This is a genomic window from Persicobacter psychrovividus (genome assembly GCF_036492425.1).
Taxonomy (GTDB): domain Bacteria; phylum Bacteroidota; class Bacteroidia; order Cytophagales; family Cyclobacteriaceae; genus Persicobacter; species Persicobacter psychrovividus.
In genome coordinates, this window is record NZ_AP025292.1 from 2,227,692 (window position 1) to 2,245,903 (window position 18,212).

Consider the following 18,212-nt stretch of genomic DNA (forward strand, 5'->3'; position numbering starts at 1 on the left):
CAAGTTCGTGATTCTTGACCGATATTTCAACGCCCATCACTAAAAGGAGATAATCGGCCTGATAGTTTTCAGATTCATTTCGAGAGTGCTAATTTTTTTCTAATTTACCCTTCAATTCCATTGAAAAAACCCATCATGCTATGATTGGAGACCATAAATCCCTGTCCCATAAATCAAAGGACGAGCTTATTGAAGAGTTGGTAAGGCTGAAAGAAAGCGGCAACTCGCAAATTCAGTTGCTGGTGCAGGAAGCCAGCACCGCTGCCATTGTAGTTAACACCAGCGGGGAGATCAAGGCTTCCAATGATGCCTGCCTTGCCCTGTTTGACGTCAATGAAAAAAGTGAAATTGAGCAAAGTGAGCTCTTCACCAAAATCGTCAACTACAAACAGAAACAGCAAAACATCCTCAAGCACAGCCTCGCTTATTCAGGAGGAATTACCGTGGCCATCCCCCACCATGACGGCAAAGATTTATGCTCCATCCTGGTGTCCTTGTCCACCATTAATTTCGGGGTGGCGCAGTGGATTTTTGTAAAACTGACCAAGGAGAACAACCAGCCCAACCTCGACCTTCCGAGTTCGGCGGTGATGACCCGAAAAACCAACGACTACGACAACGTTTACAGCTTTGATGAGGAGTGGCAAAACTTCTCGGGAATTCCGAGCGATCAGCTGATAAAAGAATGGGTGGACCTGATTCATCCCGATGATTTTCTCGAGGTACGCTCTAAGATGAAGCAAGCCCTCAGCAACAGAAAAAATTATCGCCTGGATTACCGCCTGAAAAATAAATGGGGAAAATATATTATGGTCCAGGAAACGGGAATTCCCCGCTACCCTGAGGACGATGTTTTCTCTGGATTCATCATCGCGACCATCCCCCGCGAGATCAGTTCAAGCTCAGTATTATCAAGCACCGTAGGGGCACTTGGCCCGATGATCGTCAATGTTACCCCCGACGGGTTCATCCTGAGTTGCAACCATACTTTTGCCAATGCTTTCCAATTAAATGCACAACAGCTTTTCGGCCGAAAACTCAACCAGTTCATCGTGCCGAAAAATATGGATCCCAAAACAACTTTCAGGAAACAGTATTACCCTGAAAGCCTCCATGAATTTGACCCTATCCATTGCAAGGCCGTCGAGAGCCAGTTTTCACACATTGAGCTCGACTTTTTCCGTGTGCCTGGCAAGATCAACAGCCGCACTAATTTAATCACCCTCGTTTCCACCTCCATCCAACAAAAGGAGGAAAGCCCGAGAAAAACCAAACAGACCCTGCGTTATCATGTGCTCGATGACCTCGACGAGATGATCGGCTTTCTGGATCTCAACGGAAACTTCGAGTATGTAAACATCTCCCTTGCCCGCTCCCTCGCCCGGCCGCAGCACAAGGTAAGGGGAATTTCACTGATGAGCATTGTCGGGCAACAAGCACCAGAGTTGCGCAAAAAACTCGAGCAGCTCATTTTGAAAGGAGATAAGGATTTCACCATTTCCCTTGAGATACAGACCAGTGGAAAAAATCACGAAATTTTCCACTGCACCTTTTCTTTGCTGAAAGATCAGGAGGGACCTTATAGTATTAAATTGGCCGTGCGCCCATTGGAAGCATCCTACCTGCTCAACCGTGCGCAGGAAATCTTTCAGCGCCTGCCCATCTGGATGCGTAATATCGACCAGGACAGCAAATGGTTCCCTTCCATTGCGGTAAACATGCGGTCCCTAATCCTTTTTGATTACGCTTGCCTTCAGCTGATCACCACCGAAAATCAGCCTGGAGCGCTCTTCGAATGGCAAGCACGGGCAGATTTCGAAGACATTAACCTGCCCGAAACCCTCATCAAGGGAATCATGCCCAACACGCACCCTTCATTTTTGGAGGAGGAACGTTTTAAGCATTTGGATTTCGGGGGTACCGTACCAAAGCACATCGTTCACCTACCGCTGCAATGGTCAGGAGAAACGATCGGCCACCTGTTGCTCATCAACCGCTTTGAATCCACCAAATACAGCTTGAAGGATTTGCTGATCCTGGAAATTATTGCCCCAGCGATTGCACAAGCGATTACCGACAAGGAGAAAGAGCTGCCGTATAGTGCCAAACTCACCGCCCACCGGCCGCCTGTACTTTCTGCCATTCTGGATATGGAGGCCAATATTATCGAAGCCTCTGACAAGTACACTGAATTTTGGCAGGAACACCAGAAAACTACCCACACGGGACAAAGTTGCCCAGAAAAAAATCAGCTACTGATAGATGGTGACTGGCAGAAAATCTGGGGAAAAGTGTGTAAGGGGGAGGCTCAAACCGCAGAGTTTTTCCAGGTACAGCCCAATAAGAACAAGACCCAGTTTATGGTCATGACCTTCATTCCGCGCAAAAACCAGCAGCAGGTGGAGCTTATTTTGCAGGACTATACCGATCAGAAAAAAGAACAGCTGAGCCTGACACTCAATGAGCGCAAATACCGAAAAATATTCGAACGATCGCCCGATGTATATTTCAGGTGCAACCTCAGGGGCAAGGTGACCATGGTTTCCCCGAGTGCGCTCGAAGTAATGGGCTACACCCCTGCCGACCTGATAGGGAAAAATGTTGGTGACTTTTACCTCTACAAAGGTACTGCCCGCCATTTTGAAGAAAGCCTGCTACGCCAGAAACAGATTGCCAATGAGCCTGTTTTTGTTATTCAGAAATCTGGACGGCCAATTTATTGCTTTCTCCACCTGAGGTATATTAAAAATGAAAATGGCCCGCTGGAACTCGAAGGTTACCTTAGGGATATGAGTGAGCTCAACAAAACACAGGAAAAACTGCGCAATACCATCAAGGCCAAAGACAACTTCCTTTCCAATATGAGCCATGAAATTCGGACGCCGATGAACGGTATTATTGGGATGGTGGACCTGATCGAGGACACCCACCTGACCGAGGAACAGTCCGAATACGTGGATGCCCTGCGCAAGTCCTCACAAACGCTGATGGAAATCCTGAATGACATTCTCGACCTGTCTAAAATTCAGTCAGGAAGAATGGAGCTTCGCCCTGCGCCAAAAAACATCCGCGAAACGATCACCAAACTGTTCAACCTCTTCAGCCCTCAGGCAGAGAACAAAGGCGTGGATTTTGAATATATCATCGACGAAAATGTTCCTGAACACTTGCTGATCGACGAAACGAGGCTATTGCAGATCCTTTCCAACCTGACCGCCAATGCCCTCAAATTCACCGAAGCCAAAGGGTTCATTAATATCTATTTAAAGGTCGAAGAGCAGAAAGCGCAGGTTTACAAGTTACGCATCGAAGTGAAGGATTCTGGAATTGGCATTGACCCCACCTACCACAACAGCCTCTTTCAGGCTTTTGAACAAGGCGACCACAGCACCACGAAAACATTCTCTGGTGCAGGCCTGGGGCTCACCATTTGCCGAAAATTATGCAGGCTTATGAATGGGGAAATCAATGTAAACTCCATGCTGGGGCTGGGCAGTACGTTCTGGTTCACCTTTGAGGCGGGCATCCCTCAGCAGGAACACGAACCGCTGATCAGGAACCTGAAAAAAGAACTGGTAACAGACTCCCTGAGCAACATCGCTTTTACACCATCGATTTTATTGGTGGACGATAATTTTATCAATAGAAAGGTTGCTTCGGAAATATTACTGAAAGCAGGTTGCAAAGTGCTGACGGCTGAAAGCGGACAAGAAGCCATTGAAAAGGTACAGCAAAATAGCTTTGATTTGGTGTTTATGGACATCCAGATGCCACAGATGGACGGGGTACAAACCACCAAAAACATCAAGGCCCTTGGACTGAAAAATTGTCCGCCGATCATTGCCATGACCGCCTACGCCCTCGAAAATGACCGACAGCGGTTTATCAAGGAAGGGCTCGACGATTACCTGGCCAAACCGATACGCGCACAGGAAATTATTCAGAAAGTGAAAGAATATGCCCCTGCCTTATCAGAAAAAAAGACCATTGAGCCAAAAATAATCAAAGAAAAGAGCAGTGCTTTAAACAAAGCGATCGTAGATCAGCTTTATGATATTGGCGGATATGAATTGATTGCGGAAGTATATGAAAATTTCGATTTGGAAACAAAGGAGTTATTATCTGAAGCAACTATTTTTGCACAAAATCAAGAATATAAAAATATTTTAGGTAATTTGCATACCCTTAAAGGAAATGCCGCCACTTTAGGGGTCGATCAGCTTGCTGAGAAAGTGAAAAATACAGAACAAACACTAAAAAAATCACCATATTCGAAACTAAATCAAGATTTGGAGGAAATAGGCAAACTATTTGATAGGTTTAGTAGTGAATATAAGAGTTTCTTAGATACTTATAAAAATCAATAAAAATGGCCGATAAAAAGAAGGTGTTAATTGCTGAAGACAGTTCAGTAATACAAACTCTAACAAAAAAAATCCTACTTATCCAAAACTACGACATTGACTCTGCAAAAAACGGCAAGCAAGTTATGGATAAGGTCGCTAAGAAAGATTATGATGTGATATTGATGGATATCAATATGCCACAAATGGATGGTATGCAATGCGCCAAGGCTATCCGTGACCAAGGTAATCAAGTGCCGATTGTTGCGATTACAGGAAATGCACGAAATTATACAATGGAGGATTTTAAATCCGTAGGTATTAATGACTTTTTACCTAAGCCGTTAGATTTTGACGCTTTGGTTGAAACCGTTAAGAAATACACCCTTGGGAATAAATAAGCAAACTATACGCTCAGAAAGGCAATGCAGGTAAAGCATTGCCTTTTTTTTTGCTTAAAAACTCCTTATTTTTCGCCTTTATCAATCCCCCCAGCTATTGCATGACTGTTAGATATACTAAAAACTTCCTTTCGCAACTCGAGGACATCTTTGCGGAATCAGCCTACACCTTAAGGTTTGAAAAAGGGCAGTTTAAATCCGGCTGGTGCTTGCTCCATCAAAAAGGCGTTGTTATCGTAAACAAATTCTACCCACTCGAAGGGCGCATCAACTGCCTGTTACAGATCTTGCGCGAGCTCCCGATTGATCAACAGGAGCTCTCCCCGGCGAGCAGGCAATTATTTCAAAACATACTGGCACAGCCGGTGTAACTTCAATCCATATGAAAATCACCTTTTTAGGCACAGGCACCTCCCAGGGAGTACCGATCATCAATTGCGACTGTCAGGTATGCTCCTCCCTCGATTTCCGTGACAAACGACTGCGATGTTCCGTTCATATCGAAACTGAAGACACCCATATTATTATCGACACCGGGCCCGACTTCCGCCAGCAAGTGCTCCGCGAACGTATCCCCGACCTCGACGCTGTACTGCTTACCCACGAACATAAAGACCATATTGCTGGCCTTGACGACATCCGCGGCTATAATTTTTCATTGAATAAAAGCATTGATGTATTCGGCAGGGACCAGGTGATTGAACGCCTGAAAATTGAGTTCCCCTATGCATTTGAAGGGAATTATGTCGGTAAGCCCAAAATCAATACGCACACCCTCAACGGCAAACCTTTCCATATTGGCAATACCAAAGTGGTTCCCATCGATGGGCTGCATGGGGAAATGCCTTGTTTTGGGTTCAGGATCAACGACTTCACCTACATCACCGACATGAACCAGTTGCCAGAAACGGAATGGCCGAAAATCGCTGGCAGTAAAATACTGGTGCTGAATGCACTTCACCACCAGCCACACTACTCGCATTTCACGCTGAAAGAAGCACTGGAACTGGCGAAAAACCTGGGCGTCAAAGAAACATACTTTACCCATATGAGTCACCATATGGGTTTGCACAGCAGTGTGAACGCTGGCCTCCCAATGGGCATCAATTTAGCCTACGATGGGCTGAAGCTCCATTTATAACCTTTAAAATCAAGTATTTTGCATAATAATTATTACTTCATTCACCGACTCTCTCAGCACCTTGACCAACTACTCAAAGGATGGAAAATTGGCGCTTGTTTCAGTCAGGCCAAAGATGAGCTGATCATTGGCTTTTTTAATAACACGCGGGAAATTTACTGCAGGGCCAACCTGGCACCTGAGGTATCCACCCTTTCCTTTCCGCAGGATTATGCACGCTCCAAAAAAAACACAGTCACCCTATTCCAGGAAATTCTCGACCACGAAATTCAGCAGGTAGAATGCCTGGACAATGAACGTTCGTTCATCATTAAGCTGGAGCAGGATTATGAGCTGCTGTTCAAGCTTCATGGGTCGCAGGCCAACATTTTGCTTTTTCAAAATGGTGAACGCGTCGCCATTTTCAGAAATAATATTTCCAAAGATCAGGAGCTGACCATCAATGATCTCCGCAGACCGATCGACCAGTCTTTCGAGCGCTTCAAAGAGGTGGAAGGTGATTACTTCAAGCTCTTCCCCACCTTTGGAAAGTACGTTAAAAAATGGCTGATCCGCGAAAATTACGAAGCACTGAACATTGAGCAGCAATGGAAGTTAATTCAGATCGTCATCGAGCAACTCGAAAATGGTGATTTCTTTGTCAGAAGTGTGGACAACAAAGCACAGTTCGTCCTTTTTGACACCGAGGAAGGAGACCTCATTTACCAGGGCAAAGACCCTATCGAGGCCATCAATGCCTACTATCTACAGTTCAGTAAAACCCACTGGCTGGAGCGAGAACGAGGACAGAACCTCAAAAAGATAAAGCAGGACATTGACAAAGGCTATGCCTACCTTGCCAATAATGAGGATAAGCTTGAAGGGCTCAAAAATGGGATCAGCTATCAGCATATCGGTGATATATTAATGGCCAACCTGCACGCTATTGAAGCGCGAAGCACACAGGTAACACTGCACAACTTTTACACGGACGAACCCCTGAAGATTAAGCTGAAGAAAGATCTGAGCCCACAGCATAACGCGGAGCAATATTATAGAAAGGCGAAAAACCAGCGCCTGGAGATCGAAAATATCGAGCAAAATATCCAGCGAAAAATGGAAGAGCTTGAAAACCTCGAATTGGCGCAACTATCTATTCAGGGAGCGGAAAGCATTAAGGAAATCCGGAAAATCCTGAAAGATCATCAGTTGCAAAACAACGCTCAGAAACAAAATAAAAAACAGGTGATCCTGCCTTACAACACTTTTGAGTTCCACGGCTTTGATATTTGGATAGGGAAAAACCCCAAAGCAAACGACAGGCTGATCAGTCAGTATGCTTACAAAGAAGACCTTTGGTTGCATGCCAAGGATGTTCCCGGCTCTCATATCCTGATCAAGCAAAAATCCGGGCAACCTTTCCCTACGGATGTGATCGAAAAAGCAGCCTCCTGGGCGGCATATTATTCCAAAAGGAAAACCGACAGCCTTTGCCCTGTATCGGTTACGCCACGAAAATATATCCGAAAAACCAAGGACCTTGAAGCTGGAAAAGTGATCATTGACCGAGAAGAGGTGATTTTGGTGGAGCCACAAAAGCCCTGATTTAAACTAAGAATGGTGGCTTAGGCTGGCCGTAGCTAATTCTAATGCTGGTCGTAGAACACTTTCTGCGATCAGCCTATAATAACCTATCGCGAGAGTCCCTCTCGTGATAGCCCCACCTTAAAGCATAATGCATCATGTCTCACGCCTCGTTTATTCCCACGGGTTGCATCCGAGGCTATTGAAAATATTCCTTCGGCACACTTTTCTGGTCGCAGACTCCAATCTACGATCCAACTCTTCACTGTATTACTATCCTGAAAATAGTGAATAAATGAGAATCAATCAGAGATTTAACAAGCCCTCAATTGAGTAATTATTTTTTTTCATGAACTCAATTGTCTCATCATACCAATATGGTTTTTTTCTTTTGGTTTTATTTAACCTCTTTTCAAGCTCTTCCTTACCCCCCATTGGAACCGTCGGACGATATGGTATATTCTTCCCCTCTTTAGTATGCCTATTACTTAATCGATTCAATTCGGATCCTAACATTTCTTCCAAGGAGGACCACTTCATCAATTCTTTGTATGAATCTGTTGAGCTAAAAATAACCTCCTCTGTCTTTAAGTTCAGGCACAACTTACTTCCATTCCATCTATAACCTCCTATAACTACCATATCATTAGGCAGTCCAGGTAATTTTTCTTCATTGTTATAAAAAATAAAATCAAACGGCTGCCACGTAGAATCGATGGAACGCTCATTATTCTTTCTTAAGCCATAAACTGAGACACAATTGAATAACATCAATCCATTAAAACACTGAAAAAACAACCTTAATGAATTTGGAAATTTGCAACCAACTTGACTTTCAAGATAATCTATCTCCCCATCATAAATACCTGCATAAAGTAAATGAACCCGAGCCAATGGGGCAATAAATGGAGCTTTACCTATTAACCTTGTCCCATCATCCAATACTTCAACACCAAGACTTTCGAATTTTTTTAAATCTTCTATAAACTTTCTATACATCGTTTTAACTTCCTTGTGCTTCCCCAATACAGGTATAGCATTATTACCCCCCACCTGATCGGAATTTTATTACTCCCCATCCCAATCCGCTAACTACCATAAATCACATATCTTTCAGCACTCCCGCCAAGTTATAGACTGTAATTGTATTGTCAGAACCATTAAAGATCTATTTGCTATTTTATCCATTATGCTATTTAGACACCTTATTCTCGGCTGCCTCGAAGGCTTAGGGCTTTTTCTATTGGAATTTGTAGATAGTATCCACAATATTTAACGTTCAACACCTGACAACCATTTCGCAAAATATTCAAAGGCATCACCTTCGTTATCAAATAACTTAACACTAAAACTTTTTCCTCTTTCAAAATAATAAGTTAACCAAGTGACCCCTACTTGTTCAATAACATAAACATTATTATCTAATTCTTTCGGCTTGCCAACAATGATGGCTTTCTTATATTTGTCCGATTTATTTAAAAATTCTTTGAATTCACTTTCTGTCATCTTTCAATAATAAAATGGCCTTGCAATTGCTGATTTGCCCATCTACCTCTAAAATACCAAAAGGGTCTACTCCCCCAATTCTTATCTCCCATTTCCCGAAGGCTGTTCACTCATAAAAACAATTCCTTACCTGTTTACTCATGGTATGGCGCTCCTGCGAAAATAACGATTGCTGTAGCTACGTCCTTAGCCGAATAACATATAAAATTATCATTTTCAGACTAAACCCCAATAAATCATCATCATAATCAAGAAAAATATGGGACGATTTTAAGTGAGAATAAATGGGGGCATCGCAAAAACAATCATTGGTGAGCAATAAGAGCGGGAGGATCGTTGAATGCCATTAATCGTTAGAAAAGCTATGGATTAGATGGATTAGGTGATACCTAATAAATTATGCCTTTAGGGGTTAGGATTTAGTCATCAAAAGAGAAACTCTCGCGATAGGGTATTGATATCCGATTTGTGATGTTCGATTTGCGATGTTCGAAGGGCTCAACCTATTTCAATGGGTTTTTCAATGGTAGGTTAAGGTTTCAACCTTGATGAAACAATGGATGGGTCGTAGGTCGGATTCTACGACCAGAAGAGGAAAATCCTTGTCCATAAACAACAACCCATCAAAAAATCAAATTTTCTTTGGTAGCGATACGCTCCACATCAAACACTTTAAAGTAGTTCACGATCGTCAATTGCTTCAATCCATTGCGCAACCGTTCGAAATAATCCTGATGCATCTCTCCTTGCACATAGAGCAAAAAATCGAACTCTTTCAGTTCTGGGATCAAATAGTGAATTTCATCTTTGGGGTTTACAACGGCCCTATTCTCAATAAGCCGAAAATTCCCATAAGGCGCTTCATACTGATAGTATGATATCTTGATCGCCGCCCGGTTAAAAGGATGGATTTCACACTCTGCCTGCTTGGCAAAGTCTATGCGCATGGCTTGGTTCAGGTACCAAACCAACTTATAGGCCCGCATCGGGGCAACAATCCCCATCAACTGAAAATCGTAATTATTTTCGACCAGTAGTCTTCTCTTTTTCAATTCAATTTTAATTCAGCGGCGAAAAATCCCTTTATTTATCGCAAAAATAGAAATTTTTTTTTCACAAATACCGGAATTAGCCCTTTTAAGAGGTGATTTATTGATAATAATTGAAAAAAAATCGGTGGCTCCTCATTTTTTTTCGGAAACTAAAAACATCTATATTCCTTCAAAAATAATCACAACGAATTCATTTACAGTTCATTGAAGCCACAAACAGCCTACACCCCCACAAATATCTGCTACCCTTATAACAAATATTCTTATAATAAATCGTTTGACATTAAGTGCCGAATTGTATTTCTTTGCACCGTAGTTAAATAACAAAAATTTTATAACAATGTCTGAAATCGCAGAGAAAGTAAAAGCGATCATCGTAGAGAAACTCGGTGTGGAAGAATCAGAAGTAACTTTGGAAGCAAGCTTCACAAACGACTTAGGTGCTGATTCATTGGATACTGTAGAATTGATCATGGAATTCGAAAAAGAATTCAATGTATCTATTCCAGATGATCAAGCTGAAAACATCTCAACTGTAGGTCAAGCAGTGTCTTACCTGGAAGAGAACGCATAAATAAGAATTTAAAAGATTTTTATGTCTTCAAGAAAAGTTGTTGTCACGGGTTTAGGTGCGCTGACGCCATTAGGTAATAACGTTTCAGATTTCTGGAACGGGCTTACTAATGGGGTCAGTGGCGCTGCACCCATCACGAAGTTCGATGCCTCAAATTTCAAAACGCAGTTTGCGTGTGAGGTAAAAGGACTCAATGTCGAGGATTTCATCCCTCGTAAAGACGCGCGAAAAATGGACCTTTTCGCACAGTATGCTGTTATTTCAACAGAAGAGGCTGTGAACGATGCAAACCTAATCTCTGATGAGTTAGATTTAGATCGTGTAGGGGTTATTTGGGCTTCCGGTATCGGAGGGTTACGCTCTTTCCAAGAGGAGATCACATCTTTCGCCAAGAATGATGGTACGCCGAAATTCAATCCATTTTTTATCCCAAAAATGATTGCTGATATCGCTGCGGGACACATCTCGATCAAATATGGTTTCAGAGGTCCAAACTTCTGTACGGTATCGGCATGTGCTTCGGCAACAAACGCCCTTTTGGATGCCTACCACTACATTAAAAGTGGCATGGCTGATGTGATTGTTACTGGCGGCTCTGAAGCAGCGGTAACAGAAGCAGGTATTGGTGGCTTTGGTGCATTAAGAGCATTATCGACAAGCAATGAGGATCCACAGACGGCTTCACGTCCATTTGATGCAACCCGTAATGGTTTTGTATTGGGTGAAGGAGCTGGGGCTTTGGTCTTGGAAGATTACGAACACGCCAAAGCACGTGGAGCGAAAATCTATTGTGAACTGACTGGTGGCGGAGCAACTGCTGATGCACACCACATGACGGCCCCACACCCTGAGGGATTGGGTGCTGCACGCGTAATGGAGATGGCACTTCAGGTTTCAGGATTGAAGCCAGAGGACATCGATTATGTGAACGTTCACGGTACTTCTACCCCACTTGGTGATGTTGCTGAATTGAAAGCGATTGAAAAAACATTCGGTGAGCATGCTTACGAATTGAATGTAAGTTCAACAAAGTCAATGACAGGCCACTTATTGGGCGCTGCGGGCGCAATTGAAGCTATCGCCTCTATTAAGGCGATGGAATCAGGTATTGTACCTCCGACGATCAATAACACGCAACTTGATGAGAACATTGATCCTCGATTCAAACTGACGTTAAACAAGGCTGAGAAGCGCGAGATTCGTGCGGCATTGTCGAACACGTTTGGATTCGGTGGCCATAACTTCTCGGTGATCTTCAAAAAAATCGAAGAATAACCAGCTCGTTGTGATTCGAATTCTAAGAAGAATTTTCACCTTAAACGCTCGTTTAAGTGCAAAAGATAAAAGGCTTATGTCTTCAATCACTCAGATTGTAGGCATCAAGCCTTTAAATCTTTATTTATACCGACTGGTTACACAGCATACCTCTGTGGCTAAAGAGACCAAGCACGGTACGAAAGAGTCCTATGAGCGTTTGGAATATTTGGGTGATGCGGTATTGGGGACCATCGTGGCAGAGTTCCTGTTCAAGAAATATCCTTTCAAAAATGAAGGATTCCTGACAGAGATCCGCTCACGGATGGTAAATCGCGAAACACTGAATCAGATTGCGGTTAAGATTGGCTTGAACAACCTTGTGGAGTACAACCAGGGGAACAAGCACGGCCTGGCCTTCAAATCGATTTATGGCGATGCCCTCGAAGCCCTTGTGGGTGCCGTATACCTTGATCATGGCTACCGCAGATGCCATAAGTTTGTGATCAAGAAGTTACTCATTCCTCATTATGATCTGGAGAAGGTGATCCTTACCAACCCCAATCATAAAAGCCAACTTATTGAGTGGGCACATCAGCACAAAAAAGAAGTAAGATTCGAAGTGGAGGAAGTAAAGAACAATAAGCATTTTAAAGAATTTGCTGCCCAGGTATTCATTGACGATGCACCTATTGGAAGAGGTACTGGCTTATCAAAGAAAAAAGCAGAGCAAAATGCTGCGGAGAAATCCATGGAAAAAGTCAATAAGAAATAAAAAAGCGACCGTTGTAACGATCGCTTTTTTTATGCTGAAATTTGCCGTTCCTTATTTTTTAATAAACACCATCTGGCTCAGGTAAATATCCTCCTCATGCTGTTGCTGATCCTGCCAGGTGAGCGCCTGATCTTCATCCCACTCGAAGACCACATCCTCACGGCCATCGTTAAAGCGTAACCGGACTTCGTTTTCATTGCGCACCCATCTTTCGGCAACAGTCTGCCCGTCAACCGAAAGTTTATTACCTGCGGAAAAGGTCATCTCCTGAAACATATCAGGCTGTTGTTCCAATAGCGCCTCCAGCAATTCCCCTTCAAACACCTGCGCATAGCCGTCAGATAATATCGATGCAGAATTCAACACGTAAGTACCTAAAAATGGATCTGTAGGCGCCGCCTCTTCTTCAGATTTACACCCCAAAAGAGCCACAACCATCAACATCAAAATCAGACTGTATTTTACTTTCATATCTTATAGAGATCAATATTTCATTTTCTTTTTTAGACGAACTATAAGGGGCTTCAGTGCATGTTCCTCAAAAAAAAAGTCATAAAAAAAGCACCTTTCGTATGAAAAGTGCTTTCTGATGATCAAGCCCTTGGATGATTTGATATTTTCATCAGCAGTAACACCGATAAAATGCATGCATCCCTTCTGAAAAACATCAGGGGTTTATTTGCTCATATGCGCTTCAATGTCCTCCACTTCTATAGGAATTTGCTTCATCAGGTCGATATTACCTCCCTGCTTCACCGCAAAATCATTCTCAATACGGATTCCCATATTTTCCTCTGGAATATAAATTCCAGGCTCAATGGTGAACACCATATTCTCTTCAATCACACGGTTCACCTTGCCATAATCATGCACATCCAAGCCGAGGTGGTGAGAGGTGCCATGCATAAAATATTTTTTGTAAGCAGGCCATGAAGGGTCCTGATTTTTCACATCCGTTTTATCGATCAGCCCCAAGCCCAAAAGCTCTCCTTCCATCATTTTACCGACTTCCTTATGATATTCAGGAATGTTAATACCTGGCTGAAGGATATCATTCGCCCCTTTGAAAACACGCAAAACGGCATTATATACTGATTTCTGACGATCAGAAAAACGACCGTTCACAGGAATGGTACGGGTCATGTCTGAAGCATAATTACTGTACTCCGCACCAACATCCATCAGCAACATATCACCATCATTACAAACCTTGTTGTTCTCCAGATAATGCAAAACACAGGCATTGTAACCCGATGCAATAATCGGCACATAGGCAAAGCCTGCGGAACGATTGCGCATAAATTCATGGACATATTCAGCCTCAATCTCATACTCCATCACGCCTGGCTTCACAAACTCCAACACCCTGCGGAACCCCTTATTGGTGATCTCACATGCCTTCCCGATCAGGTCGATCTCAAGGGCAGATTTAATGGCGCGCAACTGGTGCATAATAGGAGCAACACGCAAATATTGATGCAAAGGATAACGCTCCTGACATTGCTTGATAAAGCGTGCGTCGCGGGTCTGTACCTCAATTTCTGCACGCCAATGCTCATTGGTATTCAGGTAAACACAGTCCACTTCCGCCATCATCATCTGAAAAGTACTTTCAAATTCCGAGAGCCATTTCACTTCACGCACCCCCGAGGTCTGCGTAGCTTCCTCTTTTGAGTATTTGTGCCCTTCCCAGATAGCAATATGCTCGTTGGTCTCCCTTACAAAAAGCACCTCACGCCACTTTTCATCAACGGCATCAGGGTAAACCACCAAGATACTCTGCTCCTGATCAATCCCACTAAGGTAAAATAAATCCGAATGTTGCTTAAATGGCAGGGTACCATCGGCATTGGTCGGCATAATATCATTGGAATGAAACACCGCCAACGCATTGGGTTTCATGGCCTTTGCCAAATTAGCACGGTTCTGAATAAACAATTGTGGATCTATCGCCTCGTATTTCATAGTTTATGGTCATTTTTAATTGATGTATCAACGGATCAATTTACCCAATTTTCCCTCAAGATTAACATATTATTGCTATTTTGCAGTCCATACCTTTTTATAATTGAACCCCTAATTTAGCATGTTGCGCTCCCTGATTCTCTTTGTTTTTGCATTATATTCCGTTGGCGCAACGGCACATCAAAAAAAATACTGGGTCATTTTCAAAGACAAAGGGCAAGCAAATACAGCGGCCTCACTTGACCGCCCCCTGTATTCCCCCTATGTTTCGGCACTGAAAAAGGAACAACTGCCGATCATCTGCCAGTCGAAGTGGCTGAATGCCGTCTCCACCATCATGGAGCCTCAGGACAGCGCCCGTCTGCTGAGCTATCCCTTTATAGCGCAAATCAGGCCGCTGAATCAACACCTTCAATTAATGTGCAGCCATATTGCCTCGCCTCCAGGCCTTGAGAAAGACCAATATGCTTTTAATCAGATGCATGGGCAGGCCTTTGCCGACAAAGGACTCAATGGCACGGGCGTCAGGATTGGCGTGATTGATGCGGGCTATATTGACGCCAATGTAAAGCCAAGTCTGAAAACCATCTTTGAGCACCAGCATGTAATGGCCACCAAGGATTTCATCAGCCCATGGAAAGCCGATTTATACCAGTCGCCAGAAACTTTTCAGGATTGGCACGGCACCGAAGTGCTAGAATGTATTGGGGGGATTTTTGAAAAAGGAAAACAGCAGAAAGGCTTTGCGCCCAATGCCAATTATTATTTGGCGCGTACCGATCACGGGAATCAGGAGTACCGCGGGGAAGAGGATTATTGGGTACAGGCATTGGAATGGCTCGACAGCATGAACGTGCGGCTGGTCAATTCCTCCCTGGGTTATGCCAAAGGGTTCGATGACCCTGCCGAAAACTATCGACCAGCGGATATGGATGGCCAAACAAGCATGATCTCCAAGGTGGCCGAAATTGCGACCACAAAAAAAGGCATGTACCTGGTGGTGTCGGCAGGAAATGAGGGCGACGACCCCACATGGCGGGTAGTTTCTGCTCCTGCGGATGCAGAACATGTGCTTTCCGTTGGCGCAACAGAATACGCCTACGGCAATAAATTTGAATACTCGGCTCAAGGCCCCCAGCACCTGGATTATATTAAACCTGACATTGCCTGTTATGCCCCTTCTGGCACCTCATTTTCGGCGCCCATCATTACAGGTTTGGTGGCTTGCATGCTTCAATATAAGCCACAGCTCACCAATGAACAGATCACTGCCATCATTCAAAAGTCGAGCAATTTACATCAGTTCCCCAATAATTTTATTGGCTATGGTGTTCCGAACTGCCGCAGGATACTCGATATGATGAACGACCAAGGAAGTCTGTTCCCGAATAAATTGCTTGTGGCTGAAGAAAAAACGATCACTTTGCCGATTCAACACGAGGAGGCGCTGATCTTTCAGAAAAAGGACGAACGTAATGTGGTCAGTCAGTCAATTAAAAAAGTGAAGAGAAAAGGACTGACCCTGAAAAGAATGCAGGGCATCAGCCGCACAACCGTCGTTACACCCGACGAAGTCTATGAAGTGAAATGGGCCGCCTTATAAATTTTGCGACAGGTACTTTTCCCTCGGGGATGCCAGTCTGATGGGCCTTTCGAAAAGCTGGGCAATTCGTCCTGACCAACTACTTTACCACTTGTATAATACCTGTAACCGCAACTGAAATCGCTGATTTCCTTCCGCCTGATCGAGCCCACTGCCAAATGACGTTCTGCCGTGGTACTGCTCATAGATTCCATGCAGCCAAAAATCCCAACGGCTTTCAGTATGGTACTGCACCATCCCTGCCAGTCGGCTCCCCTGCCCATAAAAAACGGGGGTGGAAAACTGGAACCGTACGTTCTTCTCATAAATATACTGACGCGCCTCCCAATCCTCGACATCAAACAATGCGAAACGCCCATAAAAGCGCCATATGCCATCATCGGTTCGGTAAGTAATATCTTGCACCAGCACTTGCCCGAGCGCCTTACCTGCGCCAGAAATATGCAATCGGCTCTGTCCAGCCCACCGCCCTTCGGGCTGATATTTATACAGCACATAGCCTCGCCATTTCCGCACCGTTAATAAGTCTTTGTACCGCTGATCTGCTGTAAAAACATGATCGCGCTCTTTCTCCTCCAGTCTGAAATTTACTGCCCAGCGGTGTGTTCGCTTTGGCTGATAATGAATGGTCATGCTGTGCTCATAACCTGCTGAATTACTTGACAGCCGATATTGCGGCGACTGAAAATAAAACTGATCCATATACAGGTCGATCCACAGTTTCGCGGACAGATACAACTTATTCGCCCAATACAATCCCTGCTCTCCAGATTGCTGACCACTTTCAGAAAGCCCCTGTCCCAAATCGCCCTCATACGCCTGATGATAATACCGATAATACAAGCCCGTCGTCCATCGGGCGGAAAGGGCATTCATCCATAAAGCATTCACGACCAGCCCCCGCCCATTATTGGAAGCCAACTCTACTGCCAGGCGGTTTTTGCTGAAGGTATGATCTGCATAAGCGCCGATCGTAACAGATTGCTGAAAACGTGCCGTCGGGGTCGCCCTCAACTGCAACTGCCCGCCATACAAATAAGCACCCGCGAAAATGGCTTTCGATTCATTGCGATAACCAACACTGGTACCGACGTGCTGCTGCCATACATTATGCCGATGGTCTTGCTCACTGCCCCTTCGGTGGTATCCTGTTGTGTATTGAGTGGTGGGTGTTCCTTCAGCGATATTGTAGTCTTGCAGCCTGCTCGAAGCAAAACAGCTGTACTGCCATGCTCCCTGACGGTATTGCAACCCCAAGCCACTGAAATATCGGGAGGAAAAGCTGCCATTAGCACCCTTCATGACGCCTGCTGAACGATTAAAAGCCAATAATGGATCGCTGCTTTTTCCACCAAAAAATCCTTGATTCAGACTCAGACCCAAGCCCTGCGATAGCTGAAAATTCCCAAAAAACAATTTCAGTCCAGCATGTTGATAATGTAAGTAGCCACCATAATAATCCGCCCCATACTGCCGATTTTTTATGGCAAACTGAAAGGCCTCCCCCGCCTGAAGCTGTGCGTTCAAAGCCATTTGCCAACGGCCGTGGCCATATTTGAGCCGTAAGTTCCGATCCACTGCACTCCCCTGATAATCCCCCGACTGATACCCCACCGCTTTGGGAAACCGGGAGGTGGTCGTCAGCAATAAATAGCGTTGGCGCCTAAACGTTTTTTTACGGTGTGGTCGAATATCAAAACGCAGAAAGGGAGCTGCAACCTTTGCCAGTGCCTGATGCCAATGTGGCAAATATTGCAGTTCGTAGACCGCGAAAATATCCCCAAAATTACGCCGATACTGCCGAAGGCTTTCGAGCTGTGCGGTGGTCAGGAAAAATAAATCGGAATAGTCGTCGGTCAGGTTCACCTCCACGGGCGCATAAAGCAACTCCTCGAGGTCGGTACGCAAACGGGGCTCATCGATAGGCTCCGATTGCAATTCCTGCAAATAGCTGAAAACGGCCTCTACCTCAGGTTGAGCCACCAGTGCAGAAGGCAGGATCAGTCCAAATATGAGTATCCATTTCTTCATAGCA

Annotated in this window: 15 protein-coding genes; 9 read left to right on the plus strand and 6 right to left on the minus strand. The window is 44.3% G+C overall.

The features are described from left to right. The first annotated feature begins 140 nt into the window (after positions 1-140). The 5 genes from AABK40_RS09485 to AABK40_RS09505 all read left to right on the plus strand — a co-directional run bounded on the left by AABK40_RS09485 (position 141) and on the right by AABK40_RS09505 (position 7,469). Entirely contained in the window at positions 141-4,367 is a 4,227-nt protein-coding gene (locus tag AABK40_RS09485) for a response regulator (protein WP_338396893.1), read from the plus strand. A gap of 2 nt (positions 4,368-4,369) precedes the next feature. Next, positions 4,370-4,744, plus strand: a complete 375-nt coding sequence (locus AABK40_RS09490) for a response regulator (protein ID WP_332918907.1) — start codon at positions 4,370-4,372, stop codon at positions 4,742-4,744. A 101-nt stretch (positions 4,745-4,845) separates the two neighbouring features. Further along, positions 4,846-5,115, plus strand: coding sequence for a hypothetical protein (locus AABK40_RS09495; RefSeq protein WP_332918906.1), 270 nt, complete (start codon positions 4,846-4,848; stop codon positions 5,113-5,115). A gap of 11 nt (positions 5,116-5,126) precedes the next feature. Further along, positions 5,127-5,885 carry an MBL fold metallo-hydrolase gene (locus tag AABK40_RS09500; protein ID WP_338396894.1) on the plus strand — a complete coding sequence of 253 codons (759 nt, stop codon included), beginning with the start codon at positions 5,127-5,129 and terminating at the stop codon, positions 5,883-5,885. A gap of 18 nt (positions 5,886-5,903) precedes the next feature. Continuing rightward, positions 5,904-7,469, plus strand: a complete 1,566-nt coding sequence (locus AABK40_RS09505; protein WP_338396895.1) for an NFACT RNA binding domain-containing protein — start codon at positions 5,904-5,906, stop codon at positions 7,467-7,469. A 285-nt stretch (positions 7,470-7,754) separates the two neighbouring features. Here AABK40_RS09505 and AABK40_RS09510 read toward each other — a convergent pair whose 3' ends face one another. The 3 genes from AABK40_RS09510 to AABK40_RS09520 all read right to left on the minus strand — a co-directional run bounded on the left by AABK40_RS09510 (position 7,755) and on the right by AABK40_RS09520 (position 10,006). Next, entirely contained in the window at positions 7,755-8,501 is a 747-nt protein-coding gene (locus AABK40_RS09510) for an SMI1/KNR4 family protein (protein ID WP_338396896.1), read from the minus strand. Between the two features lie 219 nt (positions 8,502-8,720). Then, on the minus strand, positions 8,721-8,954 hold the full coding sequence (locus AABK40_RS09515; RefSeq protein ID WP_338396897.1) for a hypothetical protein: 234 nt from the start codon (positions 8,952-8,954) through the stop codon (positions 8,721-8,723). A gap of 623 nt (positions 8,955-9,577) precedes the next feature. Then, positions 9,578-10,006: an IPExxxVDY family protein gene (locus tag AABK40_RS09520; protein ID WP_332918902.1), complete on the minus strand. Its 429-nt coding sequence runs from the start codon at positions 10,004-10,006 to the stop codon at positions 9,578-9,580. Positions 10,007-10,346: 340 nt separating this feature from the next. Between AABK40_RS09520 and AABK40_RS09525 the strand changes: the two genes are divergently transcribed. From AABK40_RS09525 to rnc, 3 genes are all read left to right on the plus strand, one after another. After that, the gene (locus AABK40_RS09525; RefSeq protein ID WP_332918901.1) at positions 10,347-10,580 is read left to right on the plus strand and encodes an acyl carrier protein; all 234 of its coding nucleotides are present in this window, start codon (positions 10,347-10,349) and stop codon (positions 10,578-10,580) included. A 21-nt stretch (positions 10,581-10,601) separates the two neighbouring features. Beyond that, positions 10,602-11,855 (plus strand): beta-ketoacyl-ACP synthase II, encoded by a 1,254-nt coding sequence (fabF, locus tag AABK40_RS09530; RefSeq protein WP_338396898.1) that lies wholly within the window; start codon positions 10,602-10,604, stop codon positions 11,853-11,855. A gap of 76 nt (positions 11,856-11,931) precedes the next feature. After that, positions 11,932-12,609, plus strand: a complete 678-nt coding sequence (rnc, locus tag AABK40_RS09535) for a ribonuclease III (protein WP_332918899.1) — start codon at positions 11,932-11,934, stop codon at positions 12,607-12,609. Between the two features lie 51 nt (positions 12,610-12,660). On the opposite strand, the gene AABK40_RS09540 is transcribed toward rnc, so the two are convergent. Continuing rightward, positions 12,661-13,080, minus strand: a complete 420-nt coding sequence (locus tag AABK40_RS09540; protein WP_332918898.1) for a hypothetical protein — start codon at positions 13,078-13,080, stop codon at positions 12,661-12,663. A 204-nt stretch (positions 13,081-13,284) separates the two neighbouring features. Next, positions 13,285-14,574 carry an aminopeptidase P family protein gene (locus AABK40_RS09545; RefSeq protein ID WP_338396899.1) on the minus strand — a complete coding sequence of 430 codons (1,290 nt, stop codon included), beginning with the start codon at positions 14,572-14,574 and terminating at the stop codon, positions 13,285-13,287. Positions 14,575-14,695: 121 nt separating this feature from the next. Here AABK40_RS09545 and AABK40_RS09550 point away from each other — a divergent pair, with 121 nt between their 5' ends. After that, the gene (locus AABK40_RS09550) at positions 14,696-16,177 is read left to right on the plus strand and encodes a S8 family serine peptidase (RefSeq protein WP_338396900.1); all 1,482 of its coding nucleotides are present in this window, start codon (positions 14,696-14,698) and stop codon (positions 16,175-16,177) included. Between the two features lie 84 nt (positions 16,178-16,261). Here the strand turns inward: AABK40_RS09550 and AABK40_RS09555 are convergent, their stop codons facing one another. Then, positions 16,262-18,208 (minus strand): hypothetical protein, encoded by a 1,947-nt coding sequence (locus AABK40_RS09555; protein ID WP_338396901.1) that lies wholly within the window; start codon positions 18,206-18,208, stop codon positions 16,262-16,264. Between the last annotated feature and the right edge of the window lie 4 nt (positions 18,209-18,212).